Raw genomic sequence first — 19,115 nt, 5'->3', positions numbered from 1 at the left:
TAGGCAAGGAACGGGTTATGGACGAGCAGCAGCGTTTCTACATCACCACGGCCATCGACTATCCCAACAGCCGCCCACACATCGGCACCGCGTTCGAGAAGATCGGCGCGGACGTCCAGGCCCGATTCCGTCGCATGGAAGGGGCGGCCGTCCACTTCCTGATGGGCAACGACGAGAACACGATCAAGGTGACCATCCGGGCCCGAGAACTCGGCCAGGATCCCAAGGCCTACGTGGACGAGATGGCCCGGCAGTTCCAGGAAGTGTGGTCCGCGCTCGAGATCTCGAACGACGATTTCATCCAGACGAGCGAGGAGCGGCACCATGTCGGCTGTCGCAAGTTCATCCAGGCGGTCTTCGACGCCGGCGACATCTACAAGGGCGTCTACTCGGGCCACTATTGCGTCGGATGCGAGTCGTTCAAGACCGAGAAAGAGGTCGCCGAGGGGAACGGCCGTTGCCCGAATCACCCCAACGCCGAGCTTTCGATGGTCGAGGAGGAGAACTACTACTTCCGCCTCTCGGCCTACCGAGACCGCCTGCTGGCCTTCTACTCGGCCAATCCGGATTTCATCCGCCCGGAGTCGCGCCGCAACGAGATCGTCAGCCTGGTGGAGACCGAGCTTCGGGACGTCGCGATCTCTCGCAAGGGCTTCACCTGGGGCATTCCGGTCCCGTTCGACCCCGAACACACGATCTACGTCTGGTTCGACGCCCTGCTCAACTACGTGACGGCCGCCGGATACGGGACCGACGAGGCGCGGTTCGAGCGGACCTGGCCGGCCGACGTCCACGTCATCGGCAAGGACATCACGCGGTTCCACTGCGCCCTGTGGCCGGCCATGCTCATGTCCGCCGGCGTGCCGCTGCCCCGCAAGGTCTTCGGCCACGGGTTCGTGTATCGCAAGAACGAGGAGAGCGGCGAGGTCGCGAAGATCGGCAAGAGCATGGGCAACGTCGTCGAGCCGATGGACCTCATCAACGACTTCTCCGCCGAGGCTTTCCGGTACTACTTCATGAGCCAGTGCCCCTTCAGCGGCGACGGCGAATTCTCCTTCGAGCGGTTCGCCGACGCCTACAACAGCGGGCTCGCCAACAACCTCGGCAACCTCTACAGCCGAATCCTGACGATGTGCCTCAAGTACTTCGGAGGCGACCTCGGCGAGGTCGGCGAGGTCGACCTCACCGCCTGGCGGCGCGGTCTGGATCTCCCCGCCCTGGTCGAAACGCTCCGCGATCGGGTCGGCGCGTTCGATTACACCACGGCGCTCCAACGGATCTGGCTGGAGGTCGTCGACGCCGCGAACAAGTACATCCAGGAGACGCAGCCGTTCAAGCTCGCCAAGACGGACCTGGAAGCCACGCGCGTCGTGCTGGCCAACCTGGCCGACTGGATGCGCGTGACGGCCATCTTGATCAAGCCGTTCCTGCCGAAGACCGCCGAGACGTTCCATCGAGCGTTCAACTTCGAGTCGCATCAGCCCTGGGAGGCCGTGTCCTACGGCTCGGCGTCCAGGCCTTACTCCGCCGGGCAGCCGTTGCGGGTGGCCGCTCCCGTGGTGGAAGGGAAGCCCACGCCGTTGTTCCCGAAGGTGGAGGCCCGCTGAAAACGGGGTCGCCACCTCCGGCTTAATCGATAAAGTCGTGATGCCGAGCGGCACGAACGGCCGAAAAAATGTAACGCAGGTCTCCGCCCCGGGAGACGCCGGGCGATTCGCGCACCAATCACGGATGGTTCGAGGTGGATGTCATGGATGGACCGAATCGCAAGCTCGTCGTCCTCTTGTGCATGCATCGCAGCGGTTCGAGCCTGACGGCGAACATCCTGCAGAAACTGGGCCTGTCTCTCGGTCCGTTCGAACTGATCGAGGCGGCTCCGAGCAACCCATACGGTCACTTCGAGGCCATCCCGTTCCACTCTCTCAACCGTCGAGTCCAGGAATGGGCCTTCGGGTTCGCCGACGACATCCCGGATGAACCGGCGGTCCTCGCTCGATTCCTGGAATCCCAGGGCGAGTGGCCGACCGACCGCCTCGTCCCGGAACACTGGCTCGACGAGGGCGAGCACATCACGCGCCTTCTGATCGAGAGCGGCCCGGTGTCGGGATTCAAGGACCCCCGTACGGTGCTCGTCTGGCCGTTCTGGCGACAGGTGTTCTCCCGATTCCAGGGCGTGGACGTCGTCGCCTCATCGCTCCTCCGGTCGCCGCACGAGATCGCGATGAGCCTCTGCACCCGAAGCCAGGGCAGCATGTCGTACTGGAACGCGCTGGACGTGGTGGGCGTCCACCTGTCGAGGATGAAGGCGGCGTCCGACGAGGAGAGCCGATCGCTCGTCGTCCGTTTCGGGACGCCCGCGTTCTGGGAAGACATGCAAGAGCTGGCCGACGCCTGCGGGTTGCCCTGGTGCGAGGACACCGTACGTCGCCTCTACGACCAGTCTTGCGTACATCACTTGCCGGCGGTCGTCGCCCACCAGGCCCAGGACACTCTGAACGCCCTGGGACGCGAGGCCTGGATCGAAGTCGACCCCGAGGCCAACGCCCAGCGAATCGCCCGCGACGCCCGCCGTTACGAGGCCGCGATGCACGGCCAGCTCAAGGCGGCCCGAGCGGAACTCGGCAAGACGATCGTGCTGCTCCGCGAGGCCGAACGGAACAACCCAGCGGAAAGAATCCACGACCTGGAGCACAGGGCCGCGCTCGCCGAGCATGGACTCGCCACGACCCGACAGGCCCTCAACGAGACCGAGAAGGCCTTTCTCCTCGCCAAATCGTGCCTGGAACAGACCGAGAAGCAGCTCTGTCGCGTCATGGAGTACTCGGTCTCCAATCAAGAACGGCGCGTCCAGGCCGAGCAGCTGCTCGCCCATACCCAGGGGATCCTGGCTCACAAGGAGCAGGCGCTTCTGGAGACGCAGCGTCGACTCGCCGAGTCGCTCGACCGGCAGGAGCGGAGTCTCAAGCTGTTCCAGCAGGCGCTCGCCACGTCGCAGGGGGGCTGGGATTCCGATCGGACTCGTCTCGAAGTCGCTCTGGATCAGGCGGCGAAACTCCAGGAGACGGCCACTCGCAAGGAGCAGCAGCTTGTCCGCTCGCTGGAGCGCGAGGAGAAGCGATGGCAGGAAAACGTGGCCCTACGTCGCAGGCTGGACCGATTCGAGTCGAACGCCCTGATCGGCGCCGCCGTGAAGGGGAAGCGGCAGATTAAGCAGATCTGGCTCAAGTTCCGGCATCTGGGGCCGAACGGCGAGCCGAGGTCCTCGCGAGTGGACCGACCGATCTGATCCTCGCCCGTCGTTTCAGACGCCGACGGTCGTCGGCGCCTCGACGTGGAGCTTGCGGTGAAGGATCGAAGCGATCCGGGCCGCGGCCCGGCCGTCGCCGAACGGGGTCGCGAAGTCCGAGCGACGATCTCCGTCGGTCGCCTCGGCGAGCCGTCGCCCGCCCTCTCGAGCGATCGCGTCCGGATCCGCGCCGACCAGCCTCGCGACGCCGCAGCGGACGGCCTCCTGACGCTCGCTGACGTCGCGGAGCACCAGCACCGGCGTCCGGAGCGCCGTGGCTTCCTCCTGGACGCCGCCGCTGTCGCTGAGGATCATCGTCGCTCGCTTCATCGCCGTCACGAACGGCCCGTAATCGAGCGGCGGCGAAAGATGGACTCGTTCCAGGCTCCCGAGCGCCTCGCGGACGACGGGCTCCACGCCGGGATTGGGGTGGACCGGCCAGAGGAATTCGACGTCGGGATGGAGGTCGTGCAGGCGGCGGACGCCCTCGCAGATCCGCCGAAGCGGTTCGCCCAGGTTCTCGCGGCGGTGGACGGTGACCAGGACGAAGCGGGCCCCGGGGGCCGGCCCGTGAGGCAGGGCGGCCTCGCGCTCGGCCGCGAAGTGGAGGGCGTCGATGCCCGTGTTGCCCGTCAGATGGACGGCCTCGGGCGCGATCCCCTCGCGGAGTAGATTCTCCCGCGCGGTCGGCGTCGGCGCGAAGTGGATCGACGCGAGGTGGGTGGCCGCGACGCGGTTGGCCTCCTCGGGAAAGGGGGCGTCGAGCCGGTGCGTGCGCAGCCCGGCCTCCACATGCGCGAACGGGATGCCCAGCATGTAGCTCGCGAGGGCCGAGGCCAGGACCGTCGTGGTGTCCCCCTGGGCGACCACGCAGTCCGGCCTCTCGCGCATCAGGGCCTGATGCACGGAGACCAGCAGTCGGTTGCTCAGGTCCGGGAGCGACTGGCCCGGCCGCATCACATCCAGGTCGACGTCCGGCCGGACGTCGAAGAGTTCGAAGATCGGATCCGCCAGATCGCGATGCTGGGCCGTGAACACGAGCCGGCAGCGGGCCCACGACTGGTCGCGAAGGGCCCGGACGACCGGCGCCATCTTGATCGCCTCCGGCCTCGTCCCGACGACGCAGACGACGTTCGTGCGTCGACGCTCAGGATCGCTCGAAATCATGACATCCCTCCCTGGAGTCGATCATCAAGTGCGGATGGGCTCGTCGGGACCGTTCAGTCGACCTTGGCCAGCTTCCGCCAGGCCGACCGTACCGACCGAAAGGCCTTGATCGCCGGCTCGGGGGCGTGGGCTCGCAACGCCCGGCGGAGACTCGGGGCCGATTCCGCGGGGGCGAGGTCTCGGCCTTCGGGTTCCGATCCAGGCCGAGGCTCGACCGGTGCCGGGGAGGCGGGCGCCTCGACGTGGACCCGATACCAGTCGCGGTACGAGTTCGACGGGTCCGAATCGTCGAATGGGTCGGCGAAGTAAGTCATCAGGTCGTCGCGTCGGCGGTAGGTCACCCGATGGGCGTCCTCGATCTTCGAGCCGCCGGCGTACCGGGTGTAGCGACAGGGGATCTTGCCCAGGGTCGACTGGCCGAACCGCTCGCACTGATCCAGATACCACTCGCGGAACTCGTAGAGCACCGGGCTGTGCGAGCCGTAGCGGTCCAGCATCATGAGCTGGGCGCCGCTGTCGAAGCCGGAGAAATGGTAGAAGACCAGCGGTCGGCCGTTGATCGCGATGTCGTAGGGGGCCTCGCCGGTCCCTCGGCGGTGGCTCAGGTTCCAGGTGGAGACGTTGTACTGGGGGTCGCGAAGGATCTTGATCCCGTCGAAGATGGCGGGGGCGAGGTCGACCCACCGCTGGTCCGTGAAGAGACCGGCGGGGACCTCGTCGTAGCACCAGCGGGTCAGGCGGTCGGCCCACCAGTCGATGAATCGGCGGCCTTCCGGATCCATGCGTACGGCCAGGAAGCCCAGGTTGTAGACGCCGTGCTTGAGGCAGGTGATCTCGTTGTCCATCATCGCCATCGGATCGGTCTCGGGCTCGATCGAGTGCGGCGTGAGCAGCACGCTCGCCGAGTCCAGGGCCCGTTCCAGGTCGTCGAGCCTGTTGGTGACGATGATGTCCGGGTCGAAATAGTAGATGCGATCCGCGCCGTGGACGTCGGCGATATGCTGGAACGCCCTCCCCTTCACGGCCGTGCAGAGCTCGACCACGCGATGACGGAAAATGAAGCGCGGGAGGTCCGGGATCGGCAGCTCGCGGATGTTGATGATCGAATCGAAGGCCGCCGTCACCTCGTCCGGGCAATCCGGCATGTCGTCCGAGAGCACGATGTGGAAGACCGCCTCGGGATGCACACGCTTGACGGAGTGGGCCAGCGCCGCGGCCTTGGGAAGGTAATTGGCCGTGATGCTCGTGAAGACGTGCATGGGCATTCCTTTGCGTCAGACGGGATAGCGGCGTCGGCCGGGCCTGGAGCCGAGGCTCTGCGATGCATGCAAGGGCGGCGGGTCCCATCCTGGGCCGTCGCGGGCGTCGGGAGAATCCAGTCCACCTGAGGCGGACGTCGCGCCTCGAATCCATCGCGGACGACGTCCTGCGCGAGGTGGCCGAGTGCCGTGCTCGTCCGCTTCACCTCGCGGCCGCGTGAATCTAAACCCTCTCGCAATCCCTGTCAATCGACGCCGGGCCGACGCGGGGCGGCGGGCTCGGAGGAGTCGCGGCGCGAGTCGTCGGGGAGGGCCTTCGGATCGAGAAATCTGAAGAAGCGGATGCCGGAGGCCGAAATAAGCCAGGACGGTTATGACCAGGATGACGACCATGACCCCGATGCTACGATCCTGACTTGCGAGCCCTCGGACGGATCGGCCTTCGGATTGACACGGGGCGGGCGCGATGGCATTTAAGTCCGGATGACTCAGGAGCGGTCGTTCCCACCTCCCGAAGTACGAGGCGACGGCGAGCAACCGACGGCGCGAGCGTCCGATCGACGGGACGCCCGGGCGATCGGGCCGGCCTCGCGGATCGTAGGGCGAGGGGGGGATGCGAGGAGCGTGAAGGACATGGACGTCTCACAATATCTGTCGCCGGCGTCTTTCTGGACGCCCGATCACGCCTTCGATCCGATCGCGCACGCCCAGTTCAGCCCCATGATATTCTGGACGGTGGACGCGGCCCGGCCGCGAAGGGTCGCGCAGCTCGGATTTCGCGAGCCCGCCGTCTACTTCTCGATGTGCGAGGCCGTTCGTCGACTCGGCCTCGACGCCCGATGCGTCGCCCTGGAGCCGGAACGCGACGACTCCTCGAGCTCGGCCTTCCTGGAAGCCTCGATCCAGCGCGTTCGGGACGCCCACGACCGCCGCTACTCCTCATTCTCGAAGCTGCTCCGCCACCATGCCGTCGGAGTCGAGGCGTTCGACGACCGGTCCCTCGACCTCGTCCACCCGTCGGACGGAGCGGACCTCGAATCGTTCCTCGAAGATTTTGATCGATGGCGAGCGAAGCTCTCCGACCGGGCCGTCCTGATCCTGTCGCGGACCTGCGTCCAGGGTCGTCGGTTCGGCTCCCACGCCGCATTTCGCGACCTGGCCGAGCGGCATCCGAGCTTCGAGTTCACGCACGGCGAAGGTCTCGGTCTCGTCGCGCTGGGTCCCAATCCCCCCGAGCGGCTCAAGGGCCTGTTCGACGCCGACGCCGTCCCCGGGCGTCGCAACGAGATCCGATCCGTCTACGCGAGGCTGGGCCGGAGCCTGGCCGATCGCATGGCGATCGAATCCGAAGGGCTGGACGCCGACTCCGCGATCCTCGAACTGGGCGGCGGGGACGCCGACGCAGATGGCGGGGGATCGACGCCGGACTGGTCCTCGCCGCCTAGGACGAACACCGTCGAGGAGGCCTTGGCCCTCCGCGAGGAAGTGCACGTGCTCCGTGAGGAACTGGCGATCCTGGAGGAGCGGCACCGGGCGATCTCGATCGAGCACGCGAACCAGGGCCGCGAGATCCCCGGTCTGCGGCAGCACCTGGCCCACTACCAGTATCATCACGCCGCCGCGATGGCCCAGCTGGAAGTCTTGCGTCGAAGCACGGCATCGAGATGGATCGAGCGTTGTCGGGGCGTGAAGACTCGGTTCTTTCCGGAAACCCGGCTTCACGGCCGCTGCGTCGCCCTCTCGATCCGGTTCCTCCGCGTGGCGGTCTCCGAAGGACCCCGGCCGGCCCTGAGTCGAGCCTCCCGCCGGTTGTTCCGGAAGGTCGGAAAGTCGCTCGGCGTCCAGGTCGAGCCCGCCGCGAAAGCCGAACTCGCCGCGCCTGTCGCGACTCCCACCGCGCCGCCCCGCTTCGAGGATCTCCCGTGGAGCAAACCCCGGGTCGATTCCGACGACGCCGCCTCGAGGGTGCAGGCGTCGTTCAAGGTTCTCCTGGTCTCTCATTCGGCCTGCCGCACCGGCGCCCCCTTCAGCCTCCTCCGGCTTTGCGAGGAGCTGTCGCGTGTCCCGGGGATCGAGTGCTGGGTCGTCCTGAAGACCGGCGGTGATCTGGTGGCGGAGTTCGCCCGTCGGGCGCCGACCCTGGTCCTCGCCAAGGTCGTCGAAGCCGGCATCGCGTCCTGGGCTGCTGCCCCGTCCGTCATCGCCGAGCGATTCCGCGAGTACGCCCGCAATGGGGCGGCGGTCTGCAATACGATGGCCGTGAGCGAGTTCCACGAGGCTTTCGAGGCCGCCGACGTCCCGGTCCTGTCCTGGATCCACGAGCTTCCGACCTTCATCGAGATCCTCGGCGGCGTCGAGGCGATCGAACGAATCAAGGCCGCGAGCCGTCGAACGATCGTCCCCGCCGAGGTCGTTCGCAACGCCCTCATCAACCGATTCGACGTCGGCGCCGACCGCATCCAGACGGTCCGATACGGCCTGGACGCGAAGACGCGGGGCCTCTCGCGCGAGGAGATGCGCGAGAGCGTGCGGGCCGAGCTGAACCTGCCCGACGACGCGCGGATCATCCTCGGATGCGGCACGATCGACCTCCGCAAGGGGGCCGATCTCTTCGTCCAGGCCGCGCGGACGGTCCTCTCCGACCCGAGTACCGCCGATCTGGCCGAGCGGACCTATTTCGTCTGGTTCGGCCATGTCGTCCTGCCGGACTTCTTCCAGTGGCTCCGGCACGACGTCGAGGCTTCCGGGTTCGCCGATCGGATCCTTTTCGCCGGCGTCCGCGGCGACCTGTCTCCGTATTTTCTCGCCGCCGACGTCTTCGCCCTGACCTCGCGAGAGGACCCTTGCCCGTTCGCGAACCTGGAGGCGATGGAGAGCGCCTTGCCGGTCGTCGCCTTCCAGGGCTCCGGTGGAGCGCCCGAGGTGCTCGACGGCGGCGGCGTCGCGGTCCCGTACCTGGACGTCCCCGCGATGGCCCGCGCGATCCGCGAGCTCCTGAACGACGACGACGCGAGGTCGACGATGGGCCGTCGAGGACGGACCGTCGTCCGCAGCCTGTTCACCTGGCCGCGCTTCATGGACGAGTTCCTGACGATCCTCCGCGCCGATTACGGTTACAGTCCGGCGCCGAGCCTCAAGGTCTCGGTGATCGTGCCGAACTACCGCCACGCCCCCTTCCTCGAGACGCGGCTGCGAAGCCTGTTCGAGCAGACCGTCCGGCCGCATGAGATCATCTTCCTCGACGACGCGTCGCCCGACGACAGCGTGGAGGTGGCGCGACGCCTGGCGCCCGAGTCGCCCGTGCCGATGCGGATCATCGTCAACGAGGAGAACAGCGGCAGCACCTTCCGCCAGTGGATGAAGGGGATGGACCTGGCCACCGGAGACCTGATCTGGTTCGCCGAGTCCGACGACTCCTGCCGGCCCCAGTTCCTGGAACGTCTGATCCCCGAGTTTCACGACCCCGAGGTGATCCTGGCCTACTGCCAGTCGGGGCTCATCGGCCCGAACGACGAGCGCTGGGCGGCCGACTTCCTCGGCCACACCGACGACCTGGATGTCGCGAGATGGCGGAAGGCCTACCGCGCCGAGGCGGCCGAGGAGGCTGAGGTCGCGCTGAGCCAGAAGAACACGGTCCCCAACGCCAGCGCCGTCCTCTTCCGCAAGCCAGAGCGGCTCGATTTCGCCGACGAGCTGGCGGGCATGCGGTTCGCCGGCGATTGGCTGTTTTATGCGTTGATGATCCGCGGCGGGAAGATCGCGTTCGTGCCCGAGTCGCTCAACGACTACCGGCGACACGAGCAGACCGTCTCCTTCCAGTCGATCAAGGCCGACACCCACGCCGAGGAAACGCTCCACGTCAAGCGACGCATCTTCGAGACGTTCGACGTCTCGCTCAACGCCATGGCGCGCAGCCTCGGCCAGACCCTGTTCGAATACGAGCTGATGACGGAGCGGTTCGCCCTCAAACGTCCCTCGCTGATGAACAACCCTCGCACCGGACGTCCGTTGGGCGAGATCCGCGAGCTTTTCCGCCGCAAGCTCGACGCGACCGGCGAGTTGAAGATCCTGCTCGTCGTCGACGGCTCCGAATCCGGCCTCGCCGCGACCGCCACGATCGACCTCGCCGACGAGCTGGCCCGCGACCATCGCGTGTTCCTCTGCGCGGCCGCTCCCGGCGAGGCGGGGCTGGCCTTGCAGGAGCGACTGAGCGATCGCGTCGTCCTCCTCGAAGGGACCCTCGGCACGACTCCCTGGTCCGCCTCCGAGGCGCCTGAAGGCTCGATCGCCGGTCGCGTACGCGTCACGGTCCTCCAGGAATTGATCCGATTCCACGAGATCGACGTCGTCCACTCCCTCAATCCCTCGGGCGACCGGCTCGTCGCGCAGATCAACGCCGATCTGAACCTCCCCTGGTTCGTCCACCACGAGGCGGGATGCTCCAGCCCGGAACTGCGTCCAGCTCGAACGAAGGAATTGATCTCCGGCGTCTTCCACCAGACTCCCGTCGCGCCGGCCCTGGACGAGCATTGGGCCGAGCTGGCCTCGCGCCGCTGGCTCCTGCTCTTCCCGGGCCTCAAGAACGACGACACGCGGGTTGAGAAGACGGGCCCGATCGTCAAGAGGCAAGGCGAGTTCCTCGTCTATCTGGTCCCCGGGGGCGCGGGCTCGTCCCGGGCGAGCCGGGACGCGATGACGGCCGTCCGAATCCTCAATCGACTACCGGCCGTGGAGCGGGGCGGTCGCCGCGTGCGACTGGTTCTCACGGAGCCCGGAGCCGACCCCCGAGATTCCGCTATCGCCGCGTCCGCGGACCGCGACCTCCGCTGTCTCTTGGGCCAGTGCGACGCGGCCCTGGCTCCGGCCGGGGAACTCTCGGCCGAGACGTCGATTCACGTCGCGGCGGCCCTGGCGAGCCACCTCCCCGTCATCGCCCCCAACAGAGGGCCGATCCACGACATGCTGACGCTCGACGGCTGCACGGCCGGGATCGCCCCGAAAGCGAATGAGCACACAGGGCTGGACGTGCACCGCATGGTCGCGGCCATGCTCCGCTACCTTCGCCAGGCCGACCTCCACGCCGACCACGTCTGCAGGGCACGACAGCTCTTCGAGGCTCGGTTCGACGTCCGACACGCGGCCCACGTCTGCGTCGAAGCCTATTTCCACGCCCGCGACTTCCTGGTCTTCCCACGCGAGGGACTTCCGACGACCAGCGCCCCCGAGCGGACGAGTTGCGCCTCTCGCGAGAGCGCCTGACGCCAGAACGTTCGCGCGACCAAGTCGCCCGCCGAGGCTCCGGGTCGACCGAGGCAGCCGGCCCCGGATAGGATCCTTCGTTTCAGCATCTACGGCGTCACCACCCCGATGCAGGTAGCAATCGAGAACCGAGCGAAGGGTTTCGGATCGCCGGCCTGTATCTTTGCGTCCTTCGCCTTCTGACGATCGCTTTTCGGAGTGAGGCTGGATCCTGAATCGACCAGACGGCCGCCGTCGCGATGATGCGAGGGCGGCCGTCTGGTCGTTTGCGGTGAGAGGCCCACTTGGAAACGCTCAGGCCCGGACCCTCGCCGATGCGATCAGGGTGGGTCCCGCGATCATCGGCCCCGCGGGTTTGGTTGCCTGCGGCCGAGCCTGTTCACAATCCGCTTGCATCGCGAAGTCGAGACGGCTCGGTTCCTCGAACGGCAACGCTTCTCGTCCGTCTTGATGCCGCGAGCCCGAAAAGCATAAGCCTCGGGGTTTCCCACCGAGAACGCTCTCGATCCCTCGAACTATTCGGAGATCGTGGCCGAGATCGACGTCCGAACACGCAGGATGCTCGCGTGCCCTTGATCGAGTCGATAGAGGTCGTCGGCCCCTCCGGAAGCGGCGGGGATCGGTCGCGACGCCTCGCCGGCCACGGAGCTCTCGGCCGCGGCGCGGAAGAGCTTGCCATAGCGCTCGATCATGTCGGCGTGGCTCGGGAGGGCGCGGAGGATCCAGGACGAGGCTTCGGCCATCGCGGCCCGCTTCGAGTCGTCGCGGGCCAGGACCTCCAGATGCTTCGCCAGCGCCCGCACGTCGCCGGGCCCATAGAACAACGCGTTGAGGTTCGGCCTGACCTGCTCGGGGATCCCGTAGACCGGCGTCGAGACGATCGGCAAGCCCCGGCCGAGCGCCTCCAGGATGACGTGGGGGTAGCTCTCCACCCTCGACGTGCAGCAGAAGACGTCGGCCGCCTGCCAGTAGGGCGCGGTGGCCCCGGTCTCGTCGACGATGTGGAAACGACCGCGACGATCGGCCCCGAGTTCGGACGCGAGCCGCCTCAGGTGGCGGCTGTATTCGAGCGAGTCCCGAGCCCCGACGACGACGCACCGAATCCGGCTCGCCGCGTCGGGTGACAGGCTTCGGAAGGCGTGGACGAGATCGTGCTGACCCTTGCGGTCGCAGACCGTGCCCAGCAGCAGGACGCAGACCTCATCCATCGACAAACCCAACGCCGCGCGGGCGGAGTCGCGCGGGCAGTCGGCCAACTCGGCCTGGAATCGCCCGACGTTCAGGGCGTAGCGGACGAGGTCGAAGTTCCCCCGGGTATTCAGGTCTTTCCAGACCTCGGCCGAACTCCGAGCGGTGAAAACGACGCGGTAAGGGTCCGCCATGCAGCCCAGGGCGATGCGGCCGATCTCTGCCGGGAACTGGTCGAAGTAGGTCTGCCACGATTCGCTCTCGTGGATGCTCCAGATCGAAGGGACGCGTGCCCGCCGCGCCGCGTCGACCGCCCAGAAGCCCTGGAGCGTGTTGGCGTGGAGGACGTCGCAACCCTGCTCGGCCAGCAGGCCGATCGTCCGATCTCGGGCCTCGGCATAGGCGACTTCGCCTCCGAACAGGCAGACGATGGAGGGGTCGATGCGGACGGCGACGCCCGCCTTTTCGTACTCCTCGCGAAGCGGTCCGTCCACCGGGCTCACCACGATCGGATCGACCTCGCCCGACGCCTTGAGCCCGCTCGTCAGCTCCAATTCGAAACGCGACGCCCCTTCCCAATTCAGATTGTGCGAGACGGCCAGTACTCGCACGGGCCGTCCGGCCGCGGAGACCGGGACGACGGTCGGCTTGATCTCGAAGGATTCGCTCAGGGCGTCGTAGTGGGGGCTGAAGTACGGGTCGCGGCGATGGCCGTGGATGCGTCGATAGTTCGCCTCCTCCCGGGGGTTGTCGCCGAACCCTCGCGTCGCGCCTTCATGGTGGAACAGCTCGGCCTCGGCGCACAAGACGTTGCGACGGCCCGAGTCGTGGATGCGGTAGCCGTAGTCTGCGTCGTTGTAGGCGACGCCGAACTCCGCCTCGTTGAAGCCGCCCAGATCCAGGAACAGCTTGCGAGGCGTGAGCATGCAGGCGGCGGTTACGGCCAGGCAGTCGCGCGTGACCCGCGCCAGCCCCATCGCGCCGCCGTCCCACCACGGGAGGAGCTTGAACGCGTGACCGGCCAGGCCCTCGTGGAGCCCGTGAACGATCCCCGCGTGCTGGATCCTCCGGTCCGAGTAGAGCAGCCGCGCCCCGACGGTGCCGACGCCCGGCAGCATGGCCCATCCGACCATCTGGCTCAACCAGCGCGGCTCGATGACCTCGACGTCGTTGTTGAGGAAGAGCAGCATCTCCTCCTGCACGCGGGCCACGGCCGTGTTGTGGATGGCCGCGTAGTTGAAGCAACCGTCGACGTTGGGGATGTGAAGGACCGTGTGAGGGACCTTCGCGAGGTAATCGAGCGTCTCGGGGTCGTCGCTCTCGTTGTCGATGATGTAGACCCGGTAGTTGCGATAGCTCGTCTTCTCCAGCGACCTGAGGAGGTTGTGCAGGAGCTTCTTCTGGTTTCTCGTCGGGATGAGGATGGCGACCGACGGACCGTCGTCGGGCATGACGGGTTGAAAGATCCCGCATCCGGCCGCGACCGCCCACTCGGGCTGCTCGACGCGGCAGGGGACGCCCCGGCGCGCGAACGCTTCCTGGACGGCGCGGCGGCCGGCCTCGAAGCTGTGCGGCTTCTCGTGTCCGCTCGCCGCCGTGGAGCCCGGGAGCACCCGCCAGTGGTAGAGGAGCTGCGGGATGTGCTCGATCCGTCGCGCCTTCTCGGACGCCCTCAGCCAGAAGTCATGGTCCTGCGACCCTTCGAACCCCAGCCGCATCCCGCCGACTTCGCGGTAAAGGCTCGCCCTCACCGCGGTCAAATGGCCGGTGTAACAGAACGACAGCAGGAGCTCGGGCGACCAGTCCGGCTTGAATTGCGGGGCGAGGCGCGTACCGTCCGTGCCCAACTTGTCGTCGTCCGAATAGACAAGGTCGACGTCCTCCGCCCCAGCCAACCCGATCGCCAGGTGGGACAGGGCCTCGGGATGGAGCACGTCGTCGTGGTCCAGGAGGACGAAGAACTCCCCGGTGGCCAGCTCGGCGGCCGAGTTCGTGGCGGCCGAGATGTTGCCGTTGACCTCGCGACGTACGAGCTTGATGCGAGGGTCTCGCGGCAGGCCCGTCGCAAGATACGCGGCCAGCGACGGATCGGTGCTGGCGTCGTCGGCCAGGATCAACTCCCAATCCTGGTAGGATTGGCCCAGCACGCTCGCGACGGCCGCGTCGAGAAGTTCGGGCGCCGTGTTGTACACCGGCACGAGGATCGAGAACGCGATCGGCCGGTCGAGGGCCTCGACCTTCTCGGCGAGGCTCGCGGCCCGTAAGGCCGAGGGGCCGTTGATCAGCCGCCAGGCTTCATAGGCTTCGAGGGGCTGCTCGGGCCGAAAATAGGAACAGCCCGATCCCCGAGCGGTCCGCGCGGGCCAGAGCCGACGCACGGTGTGCCGAACCTTGTTCTTGGCCTTGCGCGTCGCCTTGCCGTACGCGGCCCGCAGCCCGTCGGTCCTGGCGACCTGGAGGAAGCGATGCGTGAGCCGTTTCAATCGGGCCAGGCGGGCCCGCTGGATCGTCGCCCGACGCGTCAGGTCGCGCCGAGCCCGGCGTCCCACGGCCGCCTTCAGGGCCTGGCAGGCGCCAATGACGCCCAGAGGCTCGGGCTCGATCGTCGGCGGAGGGTCGATGAAGGCGGCGATGGGGACCTCGACCGGAGCGGACGGTTGGGTTTCAACCTGGAGCGCTGGCTCGGACTCGATCGCCTCGATCGGCTCCGGAACGATCTCGACCTCGACCTCCGCTTTGCTCGGAACCTCGACGGCGACCTCGGCGACCTCGGCGACCTCAGGAGCCGGGATCGTCGTCTCGGCGGGAGGCCGGGACCAGAGGACGATGGCCTCGCTCAGGGAACGTCGGGCCTGGAGCGTCCGGGGCGAGGGATTCAGGAGGACCTTGCGGTAGACCTCCACCGTCTCTTTCGCGGTCTTCTCCCACGAAAGCCCTTCCGCCCGCCCCCGACCTCGGGATCGAAGCTCACGGCGCAGGTCCGGTTCGGCCGCCATCCGTTGCATCGCCCGGGCGAGGTCGACCGGCGACAGGCCTTCGGCATACAGGACCGCGTCGCCGCAGACTTCGGGGATCGACGAGAAGGGCATCGCGATCACCGGCGCGCCCGCGGCCATGGCCTCCAGCGGCGGGAGGCCGAAGCCTTCATACAGGGATGGGAAGACGAGGGCCTCCGTCATCTGATAAAGGACCCGCAATTCCTCGTGGCTCACCACGCCCAGGAAGTGGACGCCCGGGATCGCGCCTCCGGGACGGTCCGCGAAACCGGCCTCGGATCGCGGGGCGCGGCCGGCCAGGGCCAGCGCGGGGGGCTCGCCCGCGGTGCACCACTTGCGGAACATGGCGTAGGCGTCCAGCAGCCCCGCGAGGTTCTTGTGCGGGTAGTCCGACGCCAGGCTCAGGAAGAATCGGCCGGGAAGATCGAACTTCGCGAGCGTCGAGACGGTCTCCTCCACGTCGACGTCGAGAGCGAACGCCTCGACGTCGACGCCGAGGAAGATCGGGTGGATCACCTCGGGGTCGAGGCCGAATTCCGACGCCGCCTCGTCCGCGGTGTTCCGCGAGTAGGTCAGGACGGCCTGCGCCGCCGGGAGGGTCAGCCGGCTCGTTTTCTGGTAGGCGTTGTATTCGACCTCGTCCGCGAAGACGTGCGCCATGCGATAGGCGATTAGATCTTGATACGTCAAGACGACGTGGGCCCGCGATTCGAAAAGCAGCCGGGCGTGAGTCCGGTCGAAGATCTGGGCGGGCTTGTGGACGATCGCCACGTCGTCGGCCCATTCGTCGGGCGAGACCAGGCGCCCCTCGATCCCGTCGGCCTGCAACGGATGGACGGCCAGGAGCGTCAGGTCGACCTCGGGCGTCGCCGCGAGGGCCTTGCCCAGGTTCACGGCATACATCTTCGTGCCGTTCATCTCCAGGGGGAGGTGCCGGAGGTCCAGGGCGACCTTGATGCGTCCGGTCGATTGGAACTCCACCGCGTGGGCCGCCAGGGAGCCGTCGAGCGTGCCGGCATCCCGACTCGCCTGCCCGCTCATGTAGCGATGGCGGGCGTCGAGGATCCCTCGGTCCGCAACTTCGTCGCCCTTGGCGTCGTCGGCCCCGTCGGGGTCTCGAAGAACCACCGACCGGCCGGAGCGCTTGGCGAAGAAGCCCAGCGAACACGCCCGCATCAGCCAATCGTCCAAGGCCGCGCGTGGCGAGCTCAGCGACGGGTCCAGCAGGCCCACAGCGTCGAGGACGTCGCCCCGGAGGTAGCTGCACACCGCGCCGGACCGAGGCGTGAAGACGCTCTCGGGCAGCCCCGTGATGGCCAGCTTCACCGCCGTCTCGTCAGATCCCGCCGCGCCGTCGAAGCCGTCGCCGTCGGTCAGCGGGACGGCCAGGGCGACGCGCTCCTCGGAGTGGGCCGCGTCCGCCAGGGGCTCGATCCAACCGGCGGTCGGCAGCGCGTCGGGGGCGAGCAGGATGACGTCGCCTCCGCGTTCCGTGAGCCCGCGGTTCGCGTAATCGGCCCAGCTCAGGCTTCGCGGACACCGCAGATGCTGGAGTCTCGGGTCCGTCTCGCACAGCTCCGCGAGCCCCTGGGAGAGGATGCGATCGGCGCAGCCGTCGTCGACGACCAGAAGTCGTCGCAGGGGGGGGCCGCTGCAGTCCAGGATCCTGCGGAGTCGGCTCAGGATCGCTGGTCCGCCGAGCGTGACGGGCACGATGACGTCGGCGGATCGTTCCTGGGCCATGTCTTCCTCCGATGAATCTCTGGATTCGACCCGGCCCAGAGGCTCGCTGGCCGGGCCGTTTTCGCCTTCCGTGGCGGCGCGGACGGCGGCTTGTGTACCATCCCCCCGACCGGCCGGTCAAGGCGGGTCGGGCGAGGTGGGCGACGGCTCAAACTCGCCTTGCCCGCCCGGGCGGCCCGGCTATAATCCCGCGCCAAACCCGCCCTCAAGGCGCCTCGCGTCGGGCCAGGGCGTCGATCACTTCGTCGGTCACCTCCCCCGGTCACGAGAAAGGTAGATAGCCCGCATGGCGAACCTGAATGCGACTCAGCCCCGCAAGGGCCTGCTCGGCACGCTCTTCCCGCGGATGTCCGCCGTAGGCCTCGCCGGCGAGGGCGCGGGCAAGTCGGCGAACGTGCAGGCCCTGGAGATGGAAATCTCCTGGCTGAAGATGCAGCTCGCCCAGTACCAGAAGGAGCAGGCCCAGTTCGAGGGGCCGGACCCGTACGTCCTCGGGACCGAGCACCTGTCGGCGATCATCCCGCCGATCCCGGCCGCCGGCGTCCGGGCGACCGCCGGTTCGCCGTCGATGGCGGGCTACATCCTCAGCGCGGACGCTTGGCAGATCCTCATCAGCAAGTTCCTCAAGCCGAACTCGCTGCTGCTGGACATCGGCTGCGGCAGCGGCAAGATGGCCCGCAATCTCGCCTACCATCCGCACGTCCGCAAGTACGTCGGGTTCGACGTCCTCAAGGACTCGATCGACTTCTGCAACCAGGTGCTCGTCCCCCGGATCGGCGACAAGTTCGAGTTCCACCATCTTGACGTCCTGTCGTGCTACAACCCCCAAGGGGCGATCAAGCCCACCGAGGTGACCTTCCCGGCGAAGGAAGGCTCGGTCGACTTCGCCTGGGGATGCTCGCTCTTCACCCACCTCCTGGAGCCCGACGCGCGGCACTACCTGCGCGAGGTCCGTCGCACCCTGGCGCCGGCCGGCATGTTTCTGCCCACGATCCACATCCACCCGGCCCCGGGCACGCGCTACTCGGGCGACGAGGTCAAGATCGACGTCGACATCGACTACTTCGTTGAGATGTGCGACGACGCCGGACTCCAGCTCGCCGTCAAGCTCGGCGAGGTGCTGGGCCAGTACGCGATGCTCTTCAAGGTCAAGCCGGGCAGCCCGGCGACGACCATCGTGAACGTGGGCGGCGTCAAGAGCGAGGCCGAGGTCGCCGAGGCGTCCAAGCCCAAGACCGGCGGCGTCCCGGTCCCGCCCAACGACGGCGCCCTGACCGAGGAGATGCTCCGCCTCAACCGGCACTGGGCCGAGCAGGAGCAGGTCACCGCGAGCGTCCACCCGAAGGACTTCATCTTCTGGTTCGTGGCCACCCACCCGGAGATGTCGCTGGAGAACGCCACGAAGTACTACTTCGAGGACGGCGCCCGCTCGGCGGCCAAGCTCGACGGCCACTTGACCCGGCTGTTCGGCGAGGAGAAGAAGCCGATCAAGCTGCTCGAATTCGCCTCCGGCTACGGCTGCGTCTCGCGGCACCTCAAAAAGAACCCCCGGTTCGACCTGACGAGCTGCGACATCCACCCCGAGGCGATCGAGTTCCTCACGAACGAGATCGGCGTCCACGCGCTGCAGTCGGCCCACACCCCGGAAGGCTTCGCCACGCCGAAGAAGTACGACGCGATCTTCTGCCTGTCGTTCTTCTCCCACATGCCGAAGTCGACCTTCGGGCGCTGGATCAAGGCCCTGTACGATTCTCTGGAGCCCGGCGGCTACCTGCTGTTCACGACCCACGGCGTGAAGAGCTGCCAGGGACTGCAGATCACGCTCGACGACGCCGACGAGGAGGGCTTCTGGTTCCAGGCCCGCAGCGAGCAGCACGACCTCGACGCCGCCGAGTACGGCCTGACCCTGAGCCTGCCGCAGTACGTCGTGCCGATCGTGCACAAGTCCGTCGGCGCCCCGATCGCCGATTTCCGGCAGGCCGAGTGGTGGTACCACCAGGACCTGTGGATCGTCAAGAAGGCCGACTGACCCGAGTTGCGTCCTGATGTCGACATGCAAGCCCCGGCCGACCATCGGCCGGGGCTTCGCTATGCGCCCGTAGTCGCATACCGCCCGGCCGGTCGCTCCTGGATGACTCTCCGAGAGAGCCGCCTGCACGGGCCATCGCCGAAAACCTCGTGAACCCGGCCGGGGTCAGATTTGCGGTTTGGGCCGGA

Annotated in this window: 7 protein-coding genes; 4 read left to right on the top strand and 3 right to left on the bottom strand. The window is 67.6% G+C overall.

The window, feature by feature from the left end; translation table 11 throughout:
* The first annotated feature begins 17 nt into the window (after nucleotides 1-17).
* Together metG and G6O68_RS05875 are read left to right on the top strand one after the other, a co-directional pair.
* Nucleotides 18-1,607 (top strand): methionine--tRNA ligase, encoded by a 1,590-nt coding sequence (gene metG, locus G6O68_RS05880; RefSeq protein WP_165245822.1) that lies wholly within the window; start codon nucleotides 18-20, stop codon nucleotides 1,605-1,607.
* Nucleotides 1,608-1,750: 143 nt separating this feature from the next.
* Complete coding sequence (locus G6O68_RS05875; protein WP_165245820.1) at nucleotides 1,751-3,286, top strand: hypothetical protein; 1,536 nt, start codon at nucleotides 1,751-1,753, stop codon at nucleotides 3,284-3,286.
* Between the two features lie 15 nt (nucleotides 3,287-3,301).
* Here the strand turns inward: G6O68_RS05875 and wecB are convergent, their stop codons facing one another.
* Both wecB and G6O68_RS05865 read right to left on the bottom strand, forming a co-directional pair.
* A complete protein-coding gene (gene wecB / locus G6O68_RS05870; RefSeq protein ID WP_165245818.1) occupies nucleotides 3,302-4,453 on the bottom strand; it encodes a non-hydrolyzing UDP-N-acetylglucosamine 2-epimerase in 1,152 nt (383 codons plus the stop codon).
* A 53-nt stretch (nucleotides 4,454-4,506) separates the two neighbouring features.
* Nucleotides 4,507-5,712: a glycosyl transferase gene (locus tag G6O68_RS05865; protein WP_165245815.1), complete on the bottom strand. Its 1,206-nt coding sequence runs from the start codon at nucleotides 5,710-5,712 to the stop codon at nucleotides 4,507-4,509.
* Nucleotides 5,713-6,345: 633 nt separating this feature from the next.
* Between G6O68_RS05865 and G6O68_RS05860 the strand changes: the two genes are divergently transcribed.
* On the top strand, nucleotides 6,346-10,971 hold the full coding sequence (locus G6O68_RS05860) for a glycosyltransferase (protein ID WP_165245813.1): 4,626 nt from the start codon (nucleotides 6,346-6,348) through the stop codon (nucleotides 10,969-10,971).
* A gap of 515 nt (nucleotides 10,972-11,486) precedes the next feature.
* Here the strand turns inward: G6O68_RS05860 and G6O68_RS05855 are convergent.
* Nucleotides 11,487-16,898 (bottom strand): glycosyltransferase, encoded by a 5,412-nt coding sequence (locus G6O68_RS05855; protein ID WP_165245811.1) that lies wholly within the window; start codon nucleotides 16,896-16,898, stop codon nucleotides 11,487-11,489.
* Nucleotides 16,899-17,184: 286 nt separating this feature from the next.
* Here G6O68_RS05855 and G6O68_RS05850 point away from each other — a divergent pair, with 286 nt between their 5' ends.
* Complete coding sequence (locus tag G6O68_RS05850) at nucleotides 17,185-18,927, top strand: class I SAM-dependent methyltransferase (protein ID WP_165245801.1); 1,743 nt, start codon at nucleotides 17,185-17,187, stop codon at nucleotides 18,925-18,927.
* Nucleotides 18,928-19,115 lie beyond the last annotated feature (188 nt).

The organism is Paludisphaera soli (genome assembly GCF_011064595.1).
GTDB classification, from domain to species: Bacteria; Planctomycetota; Planctomycetia; order Isosphaerales; family Isosphaeraceae; genus Paludisphaera; species Paludisphaera soli.
Note: the sequence above shows the minus strand (reverse complement) of the source record. Positions and strands in the feature narration are given on the sequence as shown.